Source organism: Burkholderia cenocepacia, from assembly GCF_014211915.1.
Classification (GTDB): Bacteria; Pseudomonadota; Gammaproteobacteria; order Burkholderiales; family Burkholderiaceae; genus Burkholderia; species Burkholderia orbicola.
Genome location: NZ_CP060039.1, coordinates 2,182,855 through 2,203,668 on the forward strand (window position 1 = coordinate 2,182,855; position 20,814 = coordinate 2,203,668).

Sequence of the window (20,814 nt, forward strand, 5' to 3'; positions counted from 1 at the left end):
TGAATGGATGTCGGATTACTTGCCGTGCGTGCCGCCGAGCAGGCCGCCGATCAGCGACGTGACGGGCGCAAGCGGATTCGACGACGCGCCCGAGTTCGTGACGGCACCCGTGCCGCCGCTCAGTGCCGGTACGCCGACCGTGCTCGTCACCGTGGAGACGGCGTTCGTCACCGGGGCGAGCGGGCTGCTGCCGCCTGCGCCACCCGTTGCGCCGCCGAGGGCGCCCGTGACTGCGCCGAGGAGACCCGTGACCGGGGCGAGCGGGCCGCCGCTGGTACCGCCCGTTGCGCCGCCGAGCGCGCCGGTGACCGTCGAGACGAGGCCTGTCACAGGGGCGAGCGGGCCGCCGCTGCCGCCTGCCACGCCGCCGAGCGCACCGGTGACCGTCGAGACGAGGCCCGTAACCGGTGCGAGCGGGCTGCTGCCGCCGCCTGCTACGCCGCCGAGCGCGCCGGTGACCGTGGAGACGAGACCCGTGACCGGAGCGAGCGGACCGCTGCCGCCGCCTGCTACGCCGCCGAGTGCGCCGGTGACCGTGGAGACGAGACCCGTGACCGGAGCGAGCGGGCCGCTGCCGCCACCCGTCGCACCACCGAGTGCGCCGGTAACCGTGGAGACGAGGCCCGTGAGCGGGGCGAGCGGGTTGGTCACGCCGCCGGTGCCGCCCGTGAGCAGGCCGCCGACGGCCTTCACGGTGTTGCCCGTCGACGAGACGGTGTTGCCGAGACCCGTGGTGACCGGGTTGCCGCCCGTCGATGCGAGCAGGGCGCCGGCCTGGTTCAGCCCGTTGCCGACCGTGCCGAGCAGCGTGTTGACCGGTGCGCCGAGGCCGGTTGCCGTGCCGATCGTCTGGGTCGTCTGGCCGACCATCGTCGTGATCGGCGTGATGGCCGAGCTGACCGTTTGCGTGACCTGCTGGATCGGGCCGGTCGACAGCACATTGGTGAGCGTGGTGCCGCCGTTCGACACGGCGCCGCCGAGCGTCGTGACGAGGCCGCCGACGGCGCCGGTGACCGGCGCGAGCGGCGACAGCGGGCCGCTGCCGAGGCTCGTGACCAGGTTGCCCGTTTGCGTGACTGCGCCGCCGAGCTGATTGACCACGCCGCCGGTGCTGGCGACCGTGGTGCCGACCGGGTCCTTCGTCGCGCCGAGCTGGCCGAGCCCATTGCCGAGGCCGTTGCCCAGTGCGGTGACAGCGCCGCCGACGCTTTGCACGATGCCGCCCGCGGCTTGCGTGGTGGCCGGATTGACGCCCGGCAGCGTCTGGCTGCCGATGACGGAGCCGAGACCGGAGACGGTGCCGCCGGTATTCGTGATGATATTGCCGGTGCCTGCGAGGACATTTCCCACCGGATTCGCCGACACACCCGAGGTGCCGGACGTCCCGCTCGAGCCCGAGGTGCCGCTGGTGCCCGACGTGCCGCTCGTACCAGAGGTTCCGCTGGTGCCGGACGTGCCGGACGTGCCGCTCGTGCCCGAAGTCCCGCTGGTGCCGGAGGTACCGCTCGTGCCCGAGGTGCCGCTCGAGCCGTTGCCGCCCGACGTGGAGATCGTGTCGCCGCCGCCGGAGCTCGAGCCGCCGCCGCCGAGACCCTGGCTGATGGAGCCGGAGCCGCCGCACGCGGAGAGGGAAAGCATGGCTGCAACGGTGGCCGCGATCAGAGTCGTCCGGAACACGCCATGAGGGATAACCTTGATGTCCATTTCTTCCTCGCATTAAAGATGTGTTGTGAACTGCGTTGTGTTGAGTGGTGCGAGGACTACTCTGCAACTGTCGTGCCATTTCGATGGCCGACGGTTCGACAACAGGTTTTAAACGAGGCAATTCCTTGTCGGAAAAGGAAGTTACGGATCTTGAAAGATTGTTGAATCTGTTTAAATGCAGATGAATGAGAACGGTTTCGGCCGTTTCGTAACGTAACGTCACAACATTGGCGTTACGCGTGCGGCGTAACATGGGCCCCCCGCAGGCTTGGTGGACGAGGCCATTGTTTTACTGGTGGATTAGGTGTGCACATCTAACCTATCGTAAATCCTATGTGTAAGTCGTACCGAAACGCCGTACAAATACGTTGTGCTCCCGGTCATTTTTTTCCGTCAGAGTGGTTAAAAGAGGTTGGAATTTAAATGGGATCGGATATAGAATCCGGAGCAGATGTAAGCAAATGTACGGTTCGGTACACTACGTTCGAGGAGGAGCGCTATCGCGAATGTTAACTTGCATCAAATCGTGAGCAATGCCCTTCGGGGCGACCTATAAAGAAAGCGCACCCGGTTGTCGTTACAGCAGATGTGGCGAACGGTTGGGGCAAACGGCCAGATATGCGGGGACGTATACGTATAAAAGGCCAGAAAACGTAAATACAGGCACGAGGAATAAAATGAAAGCAATCATCAAGCGTTTCCTTAAGGAAGAAGACGGGGTTACCGCAGTCGAGTACGGACTCATCGCAGGACTTATCGCAGTCGCTCTCGTCACGGCCATGAGCACGTTGACAACCGGCATCTCGGGGGCGTTCACCTACATCGCGAGCAAGCTGCCGTCGGTATAACGAACGAGCTTCGGCTCATTTCCCTGTTGTTAGGGGCGCGGATTGCTTCGGCAATCCGCGCGGTAAGTTTTGCCGTTCGGGCGTAAATGATCCTGCTAACTGGCGTCGGGGTTTTCCTCGCGTGGGCGGTGCTCGTCGCGCTCGAGGACATCCGTCATAGGCGTATACCGAATTCACTGGTGATCGGTGGATTCGTATCTGCATTTGTGCTCGCCGGGCATAATCCATTCGGCATATCCGTGAATCAGGCGCTCATTGGCGTGCTGATCGGCTTTCTCAGCCTTTTCCCCTTTTTTGTGCTGCGCGTAATGGGTGCCGCGGATGTCAAGGTATTCGCGGTGCTGGGCGCGTGGTGCGGCCCGCATGCGCTGCTGTGGCTCTGGATCATTGCGAGCCTGCTGGCATTCGCGCATGCCGGCACGCTGGTTTTCGCCACCCGTACGCCGGTGTCGGCGTTGTGGCAGCGGCGTACGCCGACGATGCAGATCGCCGGTTTCCGGGCGTCGCCGTATGCCGCGTTTCTCGTGATCCCCGCGGCGCTGTGGTGCCTGTACCGGATCGCGACGGGGGGAATGCAATGACGGCCGTTCGTCCGGCATCCGGCATGCGGCGTCGCCAGCGTGGCGCGACGGCGATCGAGTTTGCGATGGTGCTCCCCGTGTTCTTCCTGATCCTGTACGCGATCATCACGTACGGGATGATCTTCGCGGCCCAGCAAAACCTGACGCTTGCCGCCACGGAAGGCGCTCGCGCCGCGTTGAACTATCAGCAGGTCGGCGCGGCCGCGTCGGTGCAGGCGGCGCAGCAAGCCGCGCTGGCGGCGCGGGCCCAGGCCGCATGCACGGCCGCGACGAACCTGACCACATGGCTGAAAGGGTCGACATGCTCACCCACGCAGCAAGGCAGCTGTTCGTACGACCCGACGATGCTGTGCGTGCAGATCACGCTGACGTATCCCTACTCGCAGAGCCCGCTGATTCCGCCGTTTCCGCTGCTCGGTTCGCTGTTGCCGGTGCCGTCGACACTCACCGGAACCGCGATGGTGCAGATCAGCCCGGTCAACATCATATAGACGGCAGCAACGGCGTCGTGCCGGGTCGAGGGCGCCCGGTCGGCCATGCTGCGTGGAGAATTCAATCGTGAGTAGCGGGGAAACATAACAACACCATGGCCAACAACCTGACGAAGATCATTGCGGGCTTGCTGATCGCGATCGCGATCCTGCTCGGCGTCTATGCGTGGATGCTCGGTCGCAAGCCGGCCGATCTCGCGCGGGTTGCCGCGACGGTCGCGACGCAGAGCGTGCCGGTCGTCGTGACGACGCGGCCGTTGCAAGCCGGCCAGCCGATTCCGGCCGAGGCGCTGAAGGTGCAGCAGTCGACCGCCGCGCCGCAGGGGGCGTTCGCCGATCCGCTGCAACTGGTTGGCCGCATTCCGGCAGCCGATATCCCCGCGCAGGCGGCCGTCGTCGCGAGCGCCTTGTCGTCCGGCCTCGCCGAGCAGCTCGCACCGGGAGAGCGTGCCGTCGCGATCAAGGTCGACGAGACCAACGCGGTCGGCAACCGCGTGCGGCCCGGCAACTATGTCGACGTGTTCCTGAACCTGAAGCGCGACGGGACCGGCGTGGCGATTGGCGGGACGTCGACGGCGGAGATCGTGAATACCCAGGCGCGGCTGCTGATGTCGAAGGTCCGCGTGCTGTCGTTCGGCGATGCGACGACCGAGCGCGACAGCTCGAACGGTTCGGTGGTCGGGACGCGGACTGCGGTGCTGGCGGTGCCGACCGCGCAGGTGGACGCGCTGACGCTCGCCGAGCAGAGCGGCCGGCTCGTGCTCGCGCTGCGTAGCCCGCGTGACGACGATGTCGCGACGCAAACCGTCGCGGTCCGTGTCGGCGACGACAAGAGCCCGTCGACGCTTGCCGCGGCGGGCGTGGTGCTGAGCGAGTTGTCGAAGAGCGCGACGACGGCGGCACCGGCCCCGCGTGCGGCGCCGCGGGTGGTCGCGCGGCATCCGAGCGGCGGCAGCATCGAAGTGATTCGGGGTGGGCGGACCGAAACGGTCGCTTATTGAGCAGGACGACGACGGCAAAACAATGAAAAAGAAACTGATTGGTTTGGCTATTGCATTGAGCGCGCTGGCGATGCCGCCGCTGTCGGACGCGGCCGACACGAGCGGCACGATCAGCCTTGCGATCGGCGCGCAGCGGCAGATTGCGACGGGGCGCGCGCTGCAGCGGGTCGCTGTCGGCGACCCGTCGGTGGCCGACGTGCTCGTCGTGAAGGGCGGGCGTGGCGGCGTGCTGCTGGTGGCGAAGAGTGCCGGCGCGACGAACGTGATGATCTGGGAGCGCGGCCGCGACGAGCCGACCGTCTATAACGTGAACGTCACGAGCGGTGCGGCGCGGGCACTGCTCGACGGCACGTCGCCGAGCGTGAATACGTATGGCGGCACGACGGTGATCGGCGGTGCGGCCGGAACGCTCGACGGGCATCAGCGGGCGGTCCATGCGGCGAAGACGGTCGGCGGCAAGGACGGGACGACGCTCGATGCGTCGACGATTTCCGGCAAGAACGTCGTGCAGGTCGATGTGCGGGTCGTCGAATTCAGCCGCTCGGTGCTGAAGCAGGCGGGCCTGAACTTCTTCAAGCAGAGCAACGGCTTTGCGTTCGGCGCCTTCGCGCCGACGGGGCTCACCTCGATTACCGGTACGCCGGGCGGCTCGCTCACCTACAACACGAGCGTACCGATTTCGTCGGCGTTCAACCTCGTCGTCAATTCGGTGTCGCGCGGATTGTTCGCTGACCTGTCGATTCTCGAGGCGAACAACCTGGCGCGCGTGCTCGCACAGCCGACGCTCGTCGCGTTGTCCGGCCAGAGCGCGAACTTCCTCGCCGGCGGCGAAATCCCGGTGCCGGTGCCGCAATCGCTCGGCACGATCTCGATCGAATGGAAACCCTACGGCGTCGGGCTCACGGTCACGCCGACCGTGCTGAGTCCGCGGCGGATCGCGCTGAAGGTTGCGCCCGAGTCGAGCCAGCTCGACTTCGTGCATTCGATCACGATCAACAGCGTGCAGGTGCCCGCGCTGACGACGCGGCGCGCGGACACGACAGTCGAGCTCGGCGACGGCGAAAGCTTCGTGATCGGCGGCCTGATCGACCGCGAAACCACGTCCAACGTCAACAAGGTGCCGTTCCTGGGCGATCTGCCCATCATCGGCGCGTTTTTCAAGAATCTGAGCTACCAGCAGAACGACAAGGAGCTCGTGATCATCGTGACGCCGCATCTCGTTGCACCGATCGCGCAGGGCGCGCCGCTGCCGGCGACGCCGGGCGAGCTGTCCGAGCAGCGCGACGGTCCGGTGTGGCGTTCGTACCTGGGCGGCATGGCATCGCCGGACGCAGGGCCGGGGTTCTCGAAATGAGCGCGCCGAATCGTTACCGGACCGCGCAGGCCGTCGCGCACGACGCGATGCCTTGCTTCATTGGGAGTATCCAAGATGAATGCGAGAACCTACTCTTTGGCTGAGCCCGCCGTTACCGACCACTTCGTCTGCGCTTCCTCGCTTGCGGAGCATGTGCACTGGCTGTCGCAATCGCTGGTGACTGCCGGCGCGGTCGAAGGGGTGCCGCTCGATGGCGCCGCGCTGTCGCAGCGTATCGGCGTGTTGAATCCGGCGCTGGTGTTCATCGATTTTTCCGGTGACTGCGCGGCGGCAAGCACGGTGGTCGCCGCGGTACGCGCGGCGCATCCGGGCGTGCCGGTCGTCGCACTGGGCTCGCTTGCACAACCGGAAGGGGCACTCGCCGCGCTGCGCGCGGGCGTGCGCGATTTCGTCGATTTCTCCGCACCGGCCGACGAAGCGCTGCGGATCACGCGCGTGTTGCTCGACAACGTGGGCGAGCCGGCCAATCGTCACGGAAAGGTCACCGCATTGCTCGGCGCGCGCGCCGGAATGGGCGTGAGCACACTCGCCGCGAACCTGTCGGTGCTGATGCAGCGGCGGCCGGCCGACCCCGCGCGCACGGCGGCACTGCTCGATCTCGGGCTGCCGGCCGGCGACGGCGCGTTGTTCCTGAACACGCGCTGCGAATTCCATTTCGTCGAGGCCGTGCGCAACCTGCGCCGGATCGACCGCACGTTCGTGACCACCGCACTCGCGCGCCATTCGAGCGGCGTCGCGCTGACGACGCTGCCACCGAATCTCGCCGAGCTGCGCGACGTGGCGACAGCGTCTTGCGCGGCGTTGCTGAACCGGCTGCGGGCGTTCTTCGATCACCAGATCGTCGATCTCGGCGGCTTCCCGAATCGCGAATTCATTGCGCAGGTCGTGAACCTCGCGGACGAAGCATGGCTCGTTTGCGATCAGGGCGTGGCATCGGTCGTATCGGCGGTCGAGATGCTGGACGGGTTGCGCGAGGCAGGCGCCGCGACCGACCGGATCCGGCTCGTCGTCAACCAGTTCGATGCCGAGCTCGGGCTGATGCCCGCGCAGATCGCCGAACGGCTCGATCTGTCGCTGCTGGCGACGCTGCCGTCGCGGCGCGTGTCGATCGGCCATGCGGCGAACCAGGGCAAGCTGATCGCCGAGGTCGCGGAACGCGATCCGTACGTTCGTGCGCTCGGGCCGCTGGTCGAGCGGCTCGCGGGCGCATCGGCGCCGGGAGCGGCACAGCGTGCGGCCGGCGGCCTCTCTGCGCTCAAGCGAATCATTCAATCCTCTACGAAGCGGTCGTAAGCGATGGCACACGACATTCAATTTGCCGACGGCGCAGCGCCGTTCTCGCAAACGCAACAGTTCCACGACATCAAGAATGCCGCGCACGAGCATCTGCTCACGCGGATCGAGGAACTGGGCGCCGAATTCGGCCGTTGGTCGCGACAGGCGATCAACCAGTTCGTCGACCTCGAAATCGACAGCTTCGTGCGGTTGCGGCGCATCCCGCTCAACGAGAGCGAGGTGCGTGCGGTGGCCGAGGCGCTGACGAAGGAGCTCGCCGGCTTCGGGCCGATCGAAGACCTGTTGGCGGACCCGCACGTCGAGGACATCCTGATCAACGGCTACAACGACATCTACGTGTCGCGCCACGGGATCCTGTCGAAGCTGCCGATCCGCTTCACCGACAATGCGCATCTGCTGCGGATCGTGCGACGGATTCTCGCGCCGGTCGGCCGGCGGCTCGACGAATCGAATCCGATGGTCGATGCGCGGCTGCCCGACGGCGGGCGGGTCAACGTCGTGATCGAACCGTTGTCGATCGACGGCCCGGTCGTGTCGATCCGGAAGTTCCGCAAGGACCCGCTGAAGCCCGAGGATCTGCTGGGCAACGGTACCTACAACGAGGAAATCGGCCGGTTGCTCGAGGCCGCGGTCGACGCGCGCTGCAACGTGCTCGTGTCGGGCGGCACCAGTTCGGGCAAGACGTCGCTGCTGAATGCGCTGGCGTTCCACATCCCGATGGCGGAACGCGTCGTGACGATCGAGGATACGGCCGAACTGTCGCTGAATCACCCGCACGTCGTGCGGCTCGAAAGTCGTCCCGGCGGGTTCGACGGCAGCGGCGTCGTGACGATTCGCGACCTGCTGCGAAACACGCTGCGGATGCGGCCGGACCGGATCATCGTCGGCGAAGTGCGCGGCGGCGAGGTGCTCGAAATGCTGCAGGCGATGAATACCGGCCACGATGGATCGATGGGCACCGTGCACGCCAGCTCGCCGCGCGAATGTTTGTACCGGCTCGAGATGCTGGCGGGTTTCGCCGGTTTTCAGGGGACCGAAGCAAGCCTGCGACGGCAGATCGCCAACGCGATCGACTTCATCGTGCAGATCGGCCGGCTGTCCAACGGCCGCCGCCGCATCCTGTCGATCACCGAAGTCACCGGCATGTCGGACAACATCGTATCGACGCAGGAGCTGTATCGCTACGAAGCGCGCGTCACGCCGGAGGGCGAAGAGATCGATCATTGGGAATCGCTCGGCATTCATCCGCATTCGCCGAAGCTGGCGCGTTTCCGCAGCACGCTGGTGTCGGCGGGCGGCGGTGGTGGCGGGTTCGGTGGCAGCTTCGGGCGAGGCGGGGGCTTCAATGTCTAGCGCCACCTTGCTCGCGCTGATGTTCGCGTTGATTTGCGCGGCGGCCGGGCTGCTGCTGTGGCGCGGAAGCCAGGTGCGGGAAGGGCGTGCGCATGCGCAGCGGTTCTTCGACAGCCGCGTCGGACAGGGCGCGCGCCCCGCCGCATCGGCTGGCGATACACGCACCGCGCGCGCCCCGGCGGCCGGTACGGCGAACCCGCAGGAGCCCGAACAAGGGTTCGCGCGCTGGCGTGCGTCGGCGTTCAACGCATGGACCGTGCTGTCCGACCGTGCGGGCCTCGATGAAGTCCGCGCCGGCCTCGTGCTGTCGCTGGCGATCGTTGTGCTGCTCGCACTGTGGGCCGGCATGGCCGGCGGCGTGCTCGCCGCGGCGGCCGCGCTCGTCGCGGGCAGTGTGTTGGTCGTGCTGTGGATCACGTCACGCATCAGCCGGCGCCGCCTGAAGATCGTCCGTCAGTTGCCGTCGTTTCTCGACGGGATCGTACGGCTCGTGACGCTCGGGAACAGCGTGCCGGCGGCGTTCCAGTCGGCGCTTCAGACGGCCGAAATGCCGCTGCGCCGCTGCCTCGACGACGTGTCGCGAATGCTGCGCTCCGGCGTCGACATCGATCGTGCGATGCTGCACATCGCGCATACGTACCGTATTCGCGAATTCGAACTGGTCGGCGCGGTACTGCGTCTGTCGGTGCGCTATGGCGGACGGGCGGACGTGATGCTCGACCGGATGTCGACCTTCATGCGCGATCTCGAGCAGGCGGAGCGCGAACTGTCCGCGATGTCGGCCGAAACCCGGCTGTCCGCATGGGTGCTGGCATTGTTGCCGATCGCGGTCGGCAGCTTCGTCATTGCCACGAGCCCGCGCTATTTCACGGCGATGTGGAACGACGATGCCGGACGTCAGCTGGTTTACCTGGCGTTCGCGCTGCAGGCGATCGGCGGTTTCTGGCTGTTCCGGCTCGCGCGGCTGAGGTGAATGGATGGATGCAAACCGTTTAGGCGCGCTTGCGCTGGTGCTCGGATCGGTCGGCGTGCTGCTGCTTGCCGCGCTCGCGATCGTTCGCATCGTGCTCGTGCAGCGTGCCGAGCGCGCGCTGTTGCATGCGCTCGACCGCCGGGCCGCCGCGGCCGAAGCGGCCGCCGCGCGTGCCGGTTCCGGCGACGCGGCGCGCGAGGCAGCGGCACCTGTCGCGCCGCGGGTTCGCTTCGCGAGGCTGCGCGAACGTTTCGAAGACGTCGGGATGCGGTGGCTCGATACCAGTTTCAGCCGATATCTGATCGCCGACGAAGACCGTCGATTGCTCGAGCAGTGCGGTTTCGTCGACGTGCGCGCCAGAGCGCTGTTCGTCGGCGCGCGCATCGTCTGCGCGATCCTGCTGCCGGCGCTGGCCGTGCTGGTACTGATCGGCCGCGGACAGCAAGCGCGCTGGCCGTTGTGGCTGTCCATTGCGCTCGTGACCGGCTACATGCTGCCGAAAATCTACGTGCGGCGGCGCGCGACCGCGCGTCGGCAGAGCCTTGCGGCCGAACTGCCGCTGCTCGTCGACATGTTGCGGCTGCTGCAGGGCGTCGGCCTGTCGCTCGACCAGAGCATCCAGGTGGTCACACACGATTTTCAGACGATGTTGCCGGTGCTGTCGTGGGAGCTCGGCGTCGCGCAGCGGCAGTTCGCGGCCGGACGTACGCGCGAGCAATCGCTGCAACGCCTCACGAACAGTTTCGACAACGAGGATCTGCGCGCGATCGTGCGCTTGCTGATTCAGGTCGACAAGCATGGCGGCGCGGTGCAGGAGCCGCTGAAGCAATTCGGCGACCGTCTGCGTGAAGGGCGTCGCGCGACGCTGCGCGAGCAGATCGGCCGCCTGACGGTGAAGATGACCGGCGTGATGATCGTCACGCTGTTGCCGGCATTGTTGATCGTGACCGCGGGGCCGGGGATCATGACCGTGCTGTCCGCGCTCGCTGCGTTTCAGCGCTGATGCGGCATGAGGGGAAGGAGCGACACAAGATGAATCGATTGGGTTGGGTTCGCACGATCGCAGGCGCGACGGCGTGCGCGTTGCTCGCCAGCGGGTGCGCGATGTTCAAGGAGTCCGGATACGGTATCGGTGCGCAGGCCGAACGCGGCGCGCTGATGCAGGCCGCGGCCGACAAGAATGCGGCGCCCGATACGCCGGGCATGTATCTGGGCCTGATCGAGCGGATGCAGGGGCAAGGGCTGTATTTCGCGTCGCTCGCGCACATCGATCAGTACGAGAAGCAATATGGCGCATCGCCGGACACGATCCTGCTGCGCGCCGACGCGTTGCGGGCGACCGGCCAGTACGACGCCGGCGTGGCCGCCTATACCAAGTTGCTGACGACGCCGCTCGCGGCACGCGGCTATCGCGGGCTCGGCCTGACCGCCGGCGCTCGCGGCGATTTTGCGCTGGCCGCGCAGCAGCTCGAGCAGGCGACGGCGCTTGCGCCGACCGATGCGGCGACGTTGTCCGACCTTGCGTATTCGAAGATGCGCGACGGCGATCTGGCCGGGGCACGCGTGCCGCTGCTGAAGGCGGCCGAACTCGAGCAGAAGAACCCGAAGATCCTCAGCAACTTCGTGCTCTACCTGCTCGCGACCGGTCACGCGAAGGACGCGCGGCGGCTGATGGATCAGCAGAAGTTGTCGCCCGCCGTGCGCAACCAGATTCGCGACGACGAGACGAAGGTCGCGGCCGCGATGCGCGCGAAGCAGCGCGCCGTCGCCTATACGCCGGCCAGCGTGCCCGTGCCGTCGGTGGCGAGCAGCGACAATTTCGATCTTGCCGTGCCGCTGCTGCAGCGTTTCGCGCGATAACGACGATATTCACGGAGGCCATCATGTTTCACCTTTCCTCAATCCGCGTGCAGGCCGTGGGCATCGCCTTCGCCTGCTCGCTCGGGGCGGGCGTCGCGCATGCGCAAGACGACACGCCGGCGTCCGAAATCGGTCATGCGACCAGCGCGCTGCTCGACGTGCAGCGCTCGAATCGCGCGGCCGCCGCGCCGCAACCGATCGACGGTGCGGCCGGCACGTATGCCTATCAGCGCTATATCGACTCGTTCAAGACGCCGATTCCGCAGTGGTTCGGCACGATGTCGGCGTCGGGCGGCGGCAGCAGCAGTGGTAGCGGCGGCGGCCTTTCCGGTGGCGACCTCGCGCGCTGACGGAGCAAAACGGTGACTACCCGGCACAGTGGCGGCACGATCCGCCGCGCGTCACGGCAGCGCGGCGCGTTCTCGGTGATGGCGATCATCGCGACGCTGATCGCCATCACGACGCTTGGCGCCATTGGCGTCGGTAATCTCTTTTTCCAGCGTCGGGACGTGCAGCGGATTGCCGACATGGCCGCGCTCGCCGCCGTGCAGCGGATGGACGACGCCTGTTCGCAGCCCACTTCCACCGCGACCAGCAACGCACAGTCGAACGGGCTCGATGCGTCGAACGGCGACACGATCAACATCGAATGTGGCCGCTGGGATACGTCGGTCAACCCGGCACCCAGCTACTACGCTGCCGCGACATCCGGAACCACGCAATTGAACGCGGCCAAGGTGGTCGTCACGCGGCAAGTGCCGTTCTTCTTCGTCGGACCGCCGCAGACGGTGTCCGCGGTGTCGACCGCGCGGTCGACCAACATCGATACGTTCTCGGTCGGCGCGACCCTGGCCGCGCTCGGCGGAGTGGGTTGCTCAGGCGGATCGGCGCCGACCTCCGGCAATCCGGGGCTCGTCAACGGGCTGATCGGCGCGCTGCTCGGCGCCAACCTGAACCTGAACATCGCATCGTATCAAGCGCTTGCGTGCACGAACGTGACGGTCGGCGACCTCGTCGTGGCGGCGGGCGTCGGCACGGTCGATCAACTGCTCGCGCTGAAGCTCACGTTGCCGCAACTGCTCCAGTTGATGGTGAAGGCGGCCACGCAGACGTCCGTCGTCAACGCAAGCCTGCAGGCGAGCCTCGCCACGCTGCAGGCGATCCTGAACGCCAACGTTCCGGGGACGTCGATCGGCCTCGGCGGCGCGGGCGGCTTGCTGAACGTCGCGCTCGCGGATACGCAGGCGGCACTCAACGCACAGGTGGATCTGCTCGACCTGTTGATGGTCGGCGCGGAGATCGCGGCAACGGGCAAGCCGGCGGTCGTGGTCAACGTGCCGTCGCTGAATCTCGGCGGGCTGACGGGAACGCAGTTGCAGGTGCAGATCATCAGCCCGCCGTCGATCGGCGTCGGCGAGGGCGGGATCGATCCGGCGACGGGAACGTGGCGGACGAAGGCGTCGACGGCGGCGGTGGGCGTGTATCTGAATGTCTATCTTGGGACGGCGCAGTTGCCGCTGGTCGGGCCGTTGCTGGGCGCGCTGAACGTGGGCGTCGATGTCAATCTGCCGATTTATCTGCAGGCCGGCACCGGTACCGCGTGGCTGAACTCGACGCAATGCGCGGCCACACAGGCAGCGAGCACGGTCGTCATTACCGCACAGCCGGGGGTTGCCAATCTGTGCATCGGGCAGCCGCCGCTCGATTCGTCGGGCAAGATCAGTCTGTCGTCGGCATACAGCTGCACGTCGCCTGCGCAGGTGATCAATGCGACTGTCCTCGGCCTTGCCGGGCTGAAGCTTGCCACCCTGAAAGTCTCGATGTCCAACGTATCGGTCCAGGTGCAGGGCGCGGCACAACAGCACACATTCAATGGTGTGCCGGGGATCGACGCCAACTACTGGACGGTCAATTCGAATGCGCTCGGCTCGGCGCTCAGTTCAGCGCTCACGCAACTCGCGGGCGCGCAGATCACCGCCACCCTTACTTTGCTCGGCGCAGATCTGCTGTCGATTCCGTCGACCCTCGCGTCGACATTGCTCGGTTTTCTGACCAGTCTGCTCAACCCACTCCTGTCCAGCCTTGACGCAGTCCTCGTTCCGCTGCTGAATCTGCTTGGCGTCCAGGTCGGCGCGGCGACGGTCCATCAGATCTCGCTCAGTTGCGGGGTCGCCCAAACGGTTTACTGAAGAAGCAGATCAGATGAGAAATACGCCCGCAATCGAAGAGCTCGACCTGTACGTCTGGGAAGGCAAGGCGGACATCGTCGACCGCGTCGCCCGGTGCATGGCGAGCTTCGACGTCGAAGTGATCCGCGCCGACAACGCGGCGGTCTCGCCCGAGCGCGCCGCGTTGCGGCGGTCGCTTGCGATCATCAGCGTGACGATGATCGAGGGCGGCGCGGCATTCCTGCGCGACTGGCAGGCCAACATCGGCATGCCGGTGGTCTGGGTCGGCGCGGCGCGCGACCACGACGCATCGCAGTATCCGCCCGAGTATTCGCACATCCTGCCGCTCGACTTCACGTGCGCCGAATTGCGCGGCATGATCGGCAAGCTCGTCACGCAACTGCGGGCGCACGCGGCCGAAACGTTGCAGCCGTCGGAACTCGTCGCGCACTCCGAATCGATGCAGGCGCTGCTGCACGAAGTCGATACGTTCGCCGACTGCGACACCAACGTGCTGCTGCACGGCGAAACCGGCGTCGGCAAGGAGCGCATCGCGCAACTGCTGCACGAAAAGCATTCGCGCTATCGGCACGGCGAGTTCGTGCCGGTGAACTGCGGCGCGATTCCGGACGGCCTGTTCGAATCGCTGTTCTTCGGTCATGCGAAAGGGTCGTTCACGGGCGCGGTTGTTGCGCATAAAGGTTATTTCGAACAGGCGGCCGGCGGCACGCTGTTCCTCGACGAGGTCGGCGATCTACCGCTGTACCAGCAGGTCAAGCTGCTGCGCGTGCTCGAGGACGGCGCGGTGCTGCGGGTCGGCGCGACCGCGCCGGTCAAGGTCGATTTCCGTCTGGTCGCGGCGAGCAACAAGAAGCTGCCGCAGCTCGTGAAGGAAGGGTTGTTCCGCGCCGATCTCTATTACCGGCTCGCGGTGATCGAACTGAGCATTCCGTCGCTCGAAGAGCGCGGTGCGGTGGACAAGATCGCGCTGTTCAAGTCGTTCGTCGCCCAGGTCGTGGGCGAGGAGCGGCTCGCCCAGTTGTCCGATCTGCCGTACTGGCTCACGGATTCGGTCGCGGACAGTTATTTCCCAGGCAACGTGCGCGAACTGCGCAACCTCGCCGAGCGGGTCGGCGTGACGGTGCGGCAGACGGGCGGCTGGGATGCCGCGCGGCTGCAGCGGCTGATCGCGCATGCGCGCAGCGCGGCGCAGCCGGTGCCGGCGGAGAGCGCGGCCGAGGTGTTCGTCGATCGCAGCAAATGGGACATGAACGAGCGCAACCGCGTGATCTCGGCGCTCGACGCAAACGGTTGGCGGCGTCAGGACACGGCCCAGCAGCTCGGCATCAGCCGCAAGGTATTGTGGGAAAAAATGCGCAAATATCAGATCTTCGACGAAGAGCCCGAGACCCGCGAAAGTGAGTAATTAATGAGATAAAATCGCGGTGAATTACAACGACTCGGGCGGGAATAAAACTTCATGAGCCATATGACGGGGTTGGGGCGGGTGAGCGTATTGCTGCTCGCCATGGCGGGAGGCGTGCAAGGCGCGTTCGCGCAGGGGCTGGCGGGCGGCGATCCGTCGGCGGTGCAGCAGGCGTCGGCGCCGGTGGCCGCGATTCCGGTGATCGATTCGCAGGCACAGACGTCGGTGCAGCCGCAGGCCGGCGAGACGTCGGGGCCGAGCACGGTCGACGACTTGCAGCGCCAGATCCAGGCGCACTCGTTGACGGAAATGCGCACGAGCTACAACGGCAGCTACGGCGCCAGCCTGTTGTTCAACGTCAAGGACGGTGCGTATTTCGTCGCGTTGTTCCAGCAGAAGGCGTTCTGGCGCGTGATCAAGACTTACGACGAAACGCGTGCGGAAGCGATCTATCGCGATTTCTCGCACCAGGCGGAGCGTCTGGCCGTCAACGAGTTGCGGGCGGCGAAGCTGGAATCGCAGAAGGCGCAAATGGACAAGCAGATCGAGGTCACGCAGGACCGCGCGCGGCGCCTGCAGGCGGACATCTCGATCGCCCGCCAGCAGCAGGCGGCGGTGGCGGATCGCCAGAAGAGCGTGCGGAGCGAAACGGCGGCGTTGCAGGCGCAACAGGCTCAACTCCAGTCGCAACTGCGGGCGTTGCAGCAGCAGGTGCGTTCGCTGCAGCGCGAGGCCGACGCGGGCCTGCCGACGACGGCACGCTGAACCCAATAACGACGGTGTGGCGACATGCCGCGCCGGCCGTACAAGTGAAAAGGGCAAGCCGGTTGGCTTGCCCTTTTGTTTTACTGGCCGTCCGGCACGATTCGCCGGCGGCGCGTCACGATGACCGGCCCGTTGCCGCCGCGGGAATCCGACGGCGCGGCGTTGCCGGATGCGTCGCCGGTGTCGCGCGGCGCGCCGTAGTTTTCGCGAGGTTCACGCGGCTCGCGGGGGGCGCCGTAGCCTTCGCGCGGCTCACGTGAGCCGTAACCCTCGCGCGGCTCGCGGGAACCGTAGCCTTCACGCGGCTCGCGGGAGCCGTAGCCGCCGTCGCCGCGCGATTCGCGCGGGCCGCCGTGCGAGCCGTACGGGCTGTGACCGCCGCCTTCACGGCCGCCGGGGCGACCACCGGTGCGCGGGCCGCGGGGCCGCCGCCGCCGGGGCGCGAGCCGCCCGTGTCGAGCTGGATCGTGGAAATCGCACGCTTGTAGATGCCTTGCAGACCCACGGGGGTGCGCAGCATCACCAGATACTGGTCGAACGACTCGATACACCCCGTCAGACGAATGCCGTTGACGAGATAGATTTCAACACGCTTACGTTCCTTGCGCGCCGAATTGATGAAGTCGTTTTGCGGATGGGATTCTGCGGGATTGGCCATTGAGGTGCGGCAGGAGCCTGCGTCAGAGAATATGTTGTGCGTGTGTGTGGCGTGTTCGTCCACAAGCCGTTTGGCGGAATTCTACCCTGTTCGATAAGGGAGCGCGCAGTCGTGATTGTGTCGAACCGTAACCCACTATAGACGTTCCGGCGCATTTTCGCGATTAGGCCGAACGGTCAAATTCGTTTCGTTACGTGGCGTTACGACTCTCGCAGCCCCGTATCACCTGGGTGCGCGCGCCGCGCTTACATTGACCGCGTGAACCGGACGGGCCGGCTTATCAGGGATGCGGAGCATGAACAAGAGGCAAGTAGCAGCGGTGTTCGGGAGCATGGCGTTGCTCGTTTCCGGTAGTGCAATGGCGGGGCACGTGGACCTGTCGGTCGGCATCGGCGTCCCGGTCGCACCGGTCTATGTCGAGCCGGCGCCGGTCTATGTGGCGCCGCAGCCGGCCGTCGTCGCCTATCCGGGCTATGGGTATGGCTATTACGGCGATGACGACGACCGCTACCGCAAGTGGCGCAAGCACTATTACAAGCACTGGCGTCGACACCACGGCGACGACGATGACGATTGAGCCCGTGACCGCCCCGCTGGCGCGCGTCAGAACGCGTAGTCGGGGTTTTTCGGGTCGAATGCGGTGTCGTCGAGGGGCATCGGCGCGATTTTCTCGATGACGATCCGCTCGAAGATCCTGCCGTCGTTGTCATAGGACTCGACGGTCCGGAAATAGGGTGCATGCAGGTCGAGCCCCAGCACTTCCTTTTTCGCGTAGAACTGCGGCCGGCCGGTCGGCGTTTCGTAGGTGAGCGCGACGACGCGCACGCCGCCGATCGTTTTGGCTTCCACGTCGGTCGGGCGCTGCACGCCGGCTTCCAGGTATTTCTTCCCTTCGGTCAGGTACAGGTTCGCGATGAACTCGGTGCCGAGATCCTTCACCTGGTGATTCGACTGCGCGCGCGCCAGCGCGCCGTCGATCGCCGTCCACAGCGGAATCTTGCCGAGCAGGCCGCCGAGATGGCCGTACATCTCGTCCTTGCGCTGCGTCGTGTCGTAGATGGTCTCCTGTCCGGCATGCGCGCCGCCCGGCAGCCATTTCGCATACACGCGCAGCGGCTCGCGGGTCGTCTTCACGAGCATGCGGTCGGGCGTGTCGGACCATTTTCCGCTGATGCGCTCCTGACGCACCATCGTGAACTGGTAGGACGGATAGCCGTTCGGGCCATTGCGGATATAGAGCGGCACGGCGAGCGGATCGAGCGCCTTGAAGAGTGCAGTGAGCGTCGCGTCGTCGAGTTGCGCGAGCGTGCCGCGCTGGGCCGCCGTGCGCAGCCAGCGCGCCTGTTGCGCGAGCGGCTCGTGCGTGACTTTCGCGAGATCCGCCGGCAGCGCAGCGGCCTGGGCCGCGCTCGCGGCGCCGGCCGTTTCCTGTGCATGCAGGCTTGCCTGCGCGAGCGACAGCACGCACGCGACGGCCGCCGTGGCGACATGCCGTGCGTGGCGCTTCATTCCTTCGTTCATCGACAGCGTCTCCCGGGGCGACGGATCGTTCAGCCTTGCTTCGCGGCGTTGATTTTGGCGAGTTCCTCGTCGCGCAGCGCGCGGCGCAGGATCTTGCCGACGTTCGTCTGCGGCAGTGCGTCGCGGAACTCGACGAACTTCGGCATCTTGTAGCCGGTCAGGTTCTTGCGGCAGTGCGCGAGCACGTCCTCGGCCGTCAGCGACGGGTCACGGCGCACGACGAATACCTTGATCCGTTCGCCCTGTACCTCGTCCGGAATGCCGATCGCCGCGGCTTCGCTGATGCCGGGATGCATCACCAGCACTTCCTCGATCTCGTTCGGATACACGTTGAAGCCCGACACGAGGATCATGTCCTTCTTGCGGTCGATCAGGCGGATGAAGCCGCGCTCGTCCATCACGCCGATGTCGCCGGTCGCGAGCCAGCCGTCGGCGTCGATCACCTTGGCCGTCTCGTCGGGGCGCTGCCAGTAGCCGCGCATCACCTGCGGGCCGTGCACGCACAGCTCGCCCGGCTCGCCGATGGCGGCCCAGGTGCCGTCCTCGCGGCGAAAGCGCACGACGGTCGACGGCGCGGGTAGCCCGATCGACCCGCTGAACGCGGCCATGTCGTTCAGGTCCACGGGGTTCATCGTGACGATCGGCGAGCACTCGGTGAGGCCGTAGCCTTCGACCACCGGCCGGCCCGTCACCTGCTGGAAACGCTCGGCGACCGCACGCTGCATCGCCATCCCGCCCGCCATCGCGAGCTTGAGCTTCGAGAAGTCGCGCTTGCGGAATTCTTCGTTGTCGAGGAACGCGTTGTACAGCGTGTTGATGCCGGTGATGCCCGTGAACGTCTCGTGGCGGATGATCTTCATCACCATCTTCATGTCGCGCGGGTTCGCGATCAGGATGTTGCGCCCGCCGAGCCCCATGAAGATGAATGCGTTCACCGTCAGCGAATAGATGTGATAGAGCGGCAGCGGCGTGAGCACGGTTTCGACGTCGCCCGACACCTGGTCGGCGATCCACGCCTTCGCCTGCAGCAGGTTCGCGATCAGGTTGCCGTGCGTGAGCATCGCGCCTTTCGCGACGCCGGTCGTGCCGCCCGTGTACTGCAGGAACGCCAGATCGTCGCGCGTGGTCTGCACCGGCTGCGGCTTGCCGCGTGCACCGAGCGCGAGCGCGGAGCGCAGCCGGATGGCCTGCGGCAGATGGTAGGCCGGCACGAGCTTCTTCACGTGCTTCAGCACGAAATTGATCAGGAGTCCTTTCGCGTTGAAGCCGTCGGCGAGCAGGTCGCCGAGCGCGGTGACGACGATGTGCTTCACCTGCGTTTCCGGCAGCGCGTCCTGCAGCGTGCGCGCGAAGTTCTCGAACACGACGATCGTCTGCGCGCCGCTGTCCTTCAACTGGTGCGCGAGTTCGCGCACGGTGTAGAGCGGATTCACGTTGACGACGATCGCGCCGGCCTTCAGCGTGCCGAACAGCGCGACCGGGTACTGGAACGTGTTCGGCAGCATGATCGCGACGCGGTCGCCGGGCTTCACGCCGAGGCTTTGCAGATACGACGCGAATGCGTCGACCTTCTGCGCGAGCGTACGATACGTCATCGACGCGCCGGCGCTCACGTAGGCGACGCGGTCGGCGAAGCGGGTCGTGCATTCGTCGAAGAACTGCACGAGCGATGCGTATTGCGTGACGTCGATCTCGTGCGGAACGCCGGGCGGGTACGACGCGTACCAGATGGCGTCGGTGTTCGGCGCAATCTGGGCCGAGGTGGTTGCTGCGGAAGATGACATGACGTGTCTCCGGTCTTGGCTCTCAGCGCGGGTCGACGCTGCAGCGCCGGCCCATGCCCCGTGCTTCGCGGCCGGCCGGCGCGGGCGTCTCGACGCCGCGCCTGACCGCGCGTATCAATCAAATCGTGAACGGGAAGCCGCGCGTGGCCTCGCGCGCTCAGTTCGTGGAATGCAGCGTGGCCGTCTCGGCGGTCGTCGCGCCCGACTGCGGCAGCCCAAACGCTTCGCTGGCGCCCGCGTCGTCGAGCACCGCCGCGAAGATCGACAGTTGCGCCGTGTCGGGCATCGGCGCCTTCAGCGCGGCGACGATCAGCGACGACAGCCGCGCGATCATCTGCACGTCGTTCATCGTGCGGCCTTGCGAGAATTCGTCGATCAGGCTTTCCGTTTCGGCGCCCGCGAGCGCGCCGGACAGCGCGCCGATCGCGAAATGCAGCCGCCAGCCGAGCTCGGTGCGCGGCAGGTGCGGCAGCGCGCGCTGGAAGGCATCGAAGAAGCGGCCCGCGACGCTCGCATAGTGCGCGGTCAGGAAGTTGCGCACGAACGGAGAGGGGTCGGTGTACGCGCGGCCGATCAGCCGCAGGAAGCCGGGCCCGCCGCGTTCGGGATCGCGCGAGGCCTTCAGCGCCGGAATGAACATCGCGCCGAGCACGTGCTCGCAGGTGATGTGCGTGCCGAGCTGCGCATCGAAGCGGTCGAGGATGCCGAGGCGTTCCTGGTTCAGCTGGTCGAGCCGGCGCGACAGCATCGCGTGGATCAGCGCTTCCTTGCTGCCGAAGTGGTAGTTGACCGCGGCGAGATTGACCGTCGCGCGCGACGTGATCTGCCGCATCGACATCGCTTCGAAGCCATGCTCGATGAACAGATCCTCGGCCGCATCGAGAATGCGCGCCTTCGTCCCCCGGTCTGCCGTGTGCCGGATGACCGCGCCCCGGACGGCCGTCCCGCAGATGGCCGCCCCTCCTGACTTACTGCCATGTTCCGCCTCCCATGCCGGTTTCCCGGCCGCG

18 protein-coding genes and 2 pseudogenes are annotated in these 20,814 nt (G+C 66.3%); 15 read left to right on the forward strand and 5 right to left on the reverse strand.

The annotated features are described in order from the left end of the window. Nucleotides 1–15: 15 nt before the first annotated feature. Nucleotides 16–1,704: a collagen-like triple helix repeat-containing protein gene (locus tag SY91_RS10305; RefSeq protein ID WP_043886473.1), complete on the reverse strand. Its 1,689-nt coding sequence runs from the start codon at nucleotides 1,702–1,704 to the stop codon at nucleotides 16–18. Nucleotides 1,705–2,381: 677 nt separating this feature from the next. On the opposite strand from SY91_RS10305, the gene SY91_RS10310 reads away from it, so the two are divergent. The 14 genes from SY91_RS10310 to SY91_RS10375 all read left to right on the forward strand — a co-directional run bounded on the left by SY91_RS10310 (nucleotide 2,382) and on the right by SY91_RS10375 (nucleotide 15,841). Next, nucleotides 2,382–2,552: a Flp family type IVb pilin gene (locus tag SY91_RS10310; protein ID WP_023474797.1), complete on the forward strand. Its 171-nt coding sequence runs from the start codon at nucleotides 2,382–2,384 to the stop codon at nucleotides 2,550–2,552. Nucleotides 2,553–2,638: 86 nt separating this feature from the next. Beyond that, nucleotides 2,639–3,133: a prepilin peptidase gene (locus SY91_RS10315; RefSeq protein WP_023474796.1), complete on the forward strand. Its 495-nt coding sequence runs from the start codon at nucleotides 2,639–2,641 to the stop codon at nucleotides 3,131–3,133. Continuing rightward, a complete protein-coding gene (locus SY91_RS10320; protein ID WP_023474795.1) occupies nucleotides 3,130–3,624 on the forward strand; it encodes a TadE/TadG family type IV pilus assembly protein in 495 nt (164 codons plus the stop codon). The genes SY91_RS10315 and SY91_RS10320 overlap by 4 nt, the downstream gene beginning before the upstream one ends. A gap of 95 nt (nucleotides 3,625–3,719) precedes the next feature. Beyond that, on the forward strand, nucleotides 3,720–4,625 hold the full coding sequence (gene cpaB / locus SY91_RS10325; RefSeq protein WP_023474794.1) for a Flp pilus assembly protein CpaB: 906 nt from the start codon (nucleotides 3,720–3,722) through the stop codon (nucleotides 4,623–4,625). A 22-nt stretch (nucleotides 4,626–4,647) separates the two neighbouring features. Continuing rightward, on the forward strand, nucleotides 4,648–5,979 hold the full coding sequence (locus SY91_RS10330) for a type II and III secretion system protein family protein (RefSeq protein WP_027807341.1): 1,332 nt from the start codon (nucleotides 4,648–4,650) through the stop codon (nucleotides 5,977–5,979). Between the two features lie 75 nt (nucleotides 5,980–6,054). Further along, complete coding sequence (locus SY91_RS10335; protein ID WP_043886472.1) at nucleotides 6,055–7,293, forward strand: fimbrial protein; 1,239 nt, start codon at nucleotides 6,055–6,057, stop codon at nucleotides 7,291–7,293. Nucleotides 7,294–7,296: 3 nt separating this feature from the next. Next, the gene (locus tag SY91_RS10340) at nucleotides 7,297–8,649 is read left to right on the forward strand and encodes a CpaF family protein (RefSeq protein ID WP_006483500.1); all 1,353 of its coding nucleotides are present in this window, start codon (nucleotides 7,297–7,299) and stop codon (nucleotides 8,647–8,649) included. Beyond that, nucleotides 8,642–9,622 (forward strand): type II secretion system F family protein, encoded by a 981-nt coding sequence (locus SY91_RS10345; protein ID WP_023474791.1) that lies wholly within the window; start codon nucleotides 8,642–8,644, stop codon nucleotides 9,620–9,622. Before SY91_RS10340 ends, SY91_RS10345 begins: the two co-directional genes overlap by 8 nt. Before the next feature lie 4 nt (nucleotides 9,623–9,626). After that, nucleotides 9,627–10,625 carry a type II secretion system F family protein gene (locus SY91_RS10350; protein WP_023474790.1) on the forward strand — a complete coding sequence of 333 codons (999 nt, stop codon included), beginning with the start codon at nucleotides 9,627–9,629 and terminating at the stop codon, nucleotides 10,623–10,625. 29 nt (nucleotides 10,626–10,654) lie between these two features. After that, complete coding sequence (locus SY91_RS10355; protein ID WP_023474789.1) at nucleotides 10,655–11,482, forward strand: Flp pilus assembly protein TadD; 828 nt, start codon at nucleotides 10,655–10,657, stop codon at nucleotides 11,480–11,482. Nucleotides 11,483–11,505: 23 nt separating this feature from the next. Continuing rightward, nucleotides 11,506–11,832 (forward strand): DUF3613 domain-containing protein, encoded by a 327-nt coding sequence (locus SY91_RS10360; protein ID WP_023474788.1) that lies wholly within the window; start codon nucleotides 11,506–11,508, stop codon nucleotides 11,830–11,832. 12 nt (nucleotides 11,833–11,844) lie between these two features. Beyond that, entirely contained in the window at nucleotides 11,845–13,671 is a 1,827-nt protein-coding gene (locus tag SY91_RS10365; RefSeq protein ID WP_023474787.1) for a TadG family pilus assembly protein, read from the forward strand. 13 nt (nucleotides 13,672–13,684) lie between these two features. Continuing rightward, the gene (locus SY91_RS10370) at nucleotides 13,685–15,076 is read left to right on the forward strand and encodes a sigma 54-interacting transcriptional regulator (RefSeq protein ID WP_011545284.1); all 1,392 of its coding nucleotides are present in this window, start codon (nucleotides 13,685–13,687) and stop codon (nucleotides 15,074–15,076) included. Between the two features lie 54 nt (nucleotides 15,077–15,130). Further along, nucleotides 15,131–15,841, forward strand: a complete 711-nt coding sequence (locus SY91_RS10375; protein WP_023474786.1) for a DUF2968 domain-containing protein — start codon at nucleotides 15,131–15,133, stop codon at nucleotides 15,839–15,841. Nucleotides 15,842–15,921: 80 nt separating this feature from the next. On the opposite strand, the pseudogene hfq reads toward SY91_RS10375, so the two are convergent. Further along, a pseudogene (gene hfq / locus SY91_RS10380) lies at nucleotides 15,922–16,499 on the reverse strand (RNA chaperone Hfq). 295 nt (nucleotides 16,500–16,794) lie between these two features. Between hfq and SY91_RS10385 the strand changes: the two are divergent. Then, the gene (locus SY91_RS10385; protein WP_043886491.1) at nucleotides 16,795–17,076 is read left to right on the forward strand and encodes a PXPV repeat protein; all 282 of its coding nucleotides are present in this window, start codon (nucleotides 16,795–16,797) and stop codon (nucleotides 17,074–17,076) included. A gap of 26 nt (nucleotides 17,077–17,102) precedes the next feature. Here the strand turns inward: SY91_RS10385 and SY91_RS10390 are convergent, their stop codons facing one another. The 3 genes and pseudogenes from SY91_RS10390 to SY91_RS10400 form a co-directional block, all read right to left on the reverse strand. After that, nucleotides 17,103–18,020: a DUF1571 domain-containing protein gene (locus tag SY91_RS10390; RefSeq protein ID WP_023474783.1), complete on the reverse strand. Its 918-nt coding sequence runs from the start codon at nucleotides 18,018–18,020 to the stop codon at nucleotides 17,103–17,105. 29 nt (nucleotides 18,021–18,049) lie between these two features. Then, complete coding sequence (locus SY91_RS10395; RefSeq protein ID WP_023474782.1) at nucleotides 18,050–19,804, reverse strand: long-chain-fatty-acid--CoA ligase; 1,755 nt, start codon at nucleotides 19,802–19,804, stop codon at nucleotides 18,050–18,052. A 157-nt stretch (nucleotides 19,805–19,961) separates the two neighbouring features. Beyond that, nucleotides 19,962–20,782: pseudogene (locus SY91_RS10400) on the reverse strand (TetR/AcrR family transcriptional regulator). Nucleotides 20,783–20,814 lie beyond the last annotated feature (32 nt).

Coding starts and splice junctions, on each gene's coding strand:
- SY91_RS10375 (WP_023474786.1), top strand. CDS start 15,131: ATGAGCCATATGACGGGGTTGGGGCGGGTGAGCGTATTGCTGCTCGCC.
- SY91_RS10350 (WP_023474790.1), top strand. CDS start 9,627: ATGGATGCAAACCGTTTAGGCGCGCTTGCGCTGGTGCTCGGATCGGTC.
- SY91_RS10320 (WP_023474795.1), top strand. CDS start 3,130: ATGACGGCCGTTCGTCCGGCATCCGGCATGCGGCGTCGCCAGCGTGGC.
- SY91_RS10305 (WP_043886473.1), bottom strand. CDS start 1,704: ATGGACATCAAGGTTATCCCTCATGGCGTGTTCCGGACGACTCTGATC.
- cpaB (WP_023474794.1), top strand. CDS start 3,720: ATGGCCAACAACCTGACGAAGATCATTGCGGGCTTGCTGATCGCGATC.
- SY91_RS10355 (WP_023474789.1), top strand. CDS start 10,655: ATGAATCGATTGGGTTGGGTTCGCACGATCGCAGGCGCGACGGCGTGC.
- SY91_RS10390 (WP_023474783.1), bottom strand. CDS start 18,020: ATGAACGAAGGAATGAAGCGCCACGCACGGCATGTCGCCACGGCGGCC.
- SY91_RS10385 (WP_043886491.1), top strand. CDS start 16,795: ATGAACAAGAGGCAAGTAGCAGCGGTGTTCGGGAGCATGGCGTTGCTC.
- SY91_RS10340 (WP_006483500.1), top strand. CDS start 7,297: ATGGCACACGACATTCAATTTGCCGACGGCGCAGCGCCGTTCTCGCAA.
- SY91_RS10310 (WP_023474797.1), top strand. CDS start 2,382: ATGAAAGCAATCATCAAGCGTTTCCTTAAGGAAGAAGACGGGGTTACC.
- SY91_RS10330 (WP_027807341.1), top strand. CDS start 4,648: ATGAAAAAGAAACTGATTGGTTTGGCTATTGCATTGAGCGCGCTGGCG.
- SY91_RS10345 (WP_023474791.1), top strand. CDS start 8,642: ATGTCTAGCGCCACCTTGCTCGCGCTGATGTTCGCGTTGATTTGCGCG.
- SY91_RS10370 (WP_011545284.1), top strand. CDS start 13,685: ATGAGAAATACGCCCGCAATCGAAGAGCTCGACCTGTACGTCTGGGAA.
- SY91_RS10395 (WP_023474782.1), bottom strand. CDS start 19,804: ATGTCATCTTCCGCAGCAACCACCTCGGCCCAGATTGCGCCGAACACC.
- SY91_RS10335 (WP_043886472.1), top strand. CDS start 6,055: ATGAATGCGAGAACCTACTCTTTGGCTGAGCCCGCCGTTACCGACCAC.
- SY91_RS10315 (WP_023474796.1), top strand. CDS start 2,639: ATGATCCTGCTAACTGGCGTCGGGGTTTTCCTCGCGTGGGCGGTGCTC.
- SY91_RS10360 (WP_023474788.1), top strand. CDS start 11,506: ATGTTTCACCTTTCCTCAATCCGCGTGCAGGCCGTGGGCATCGCCTTC.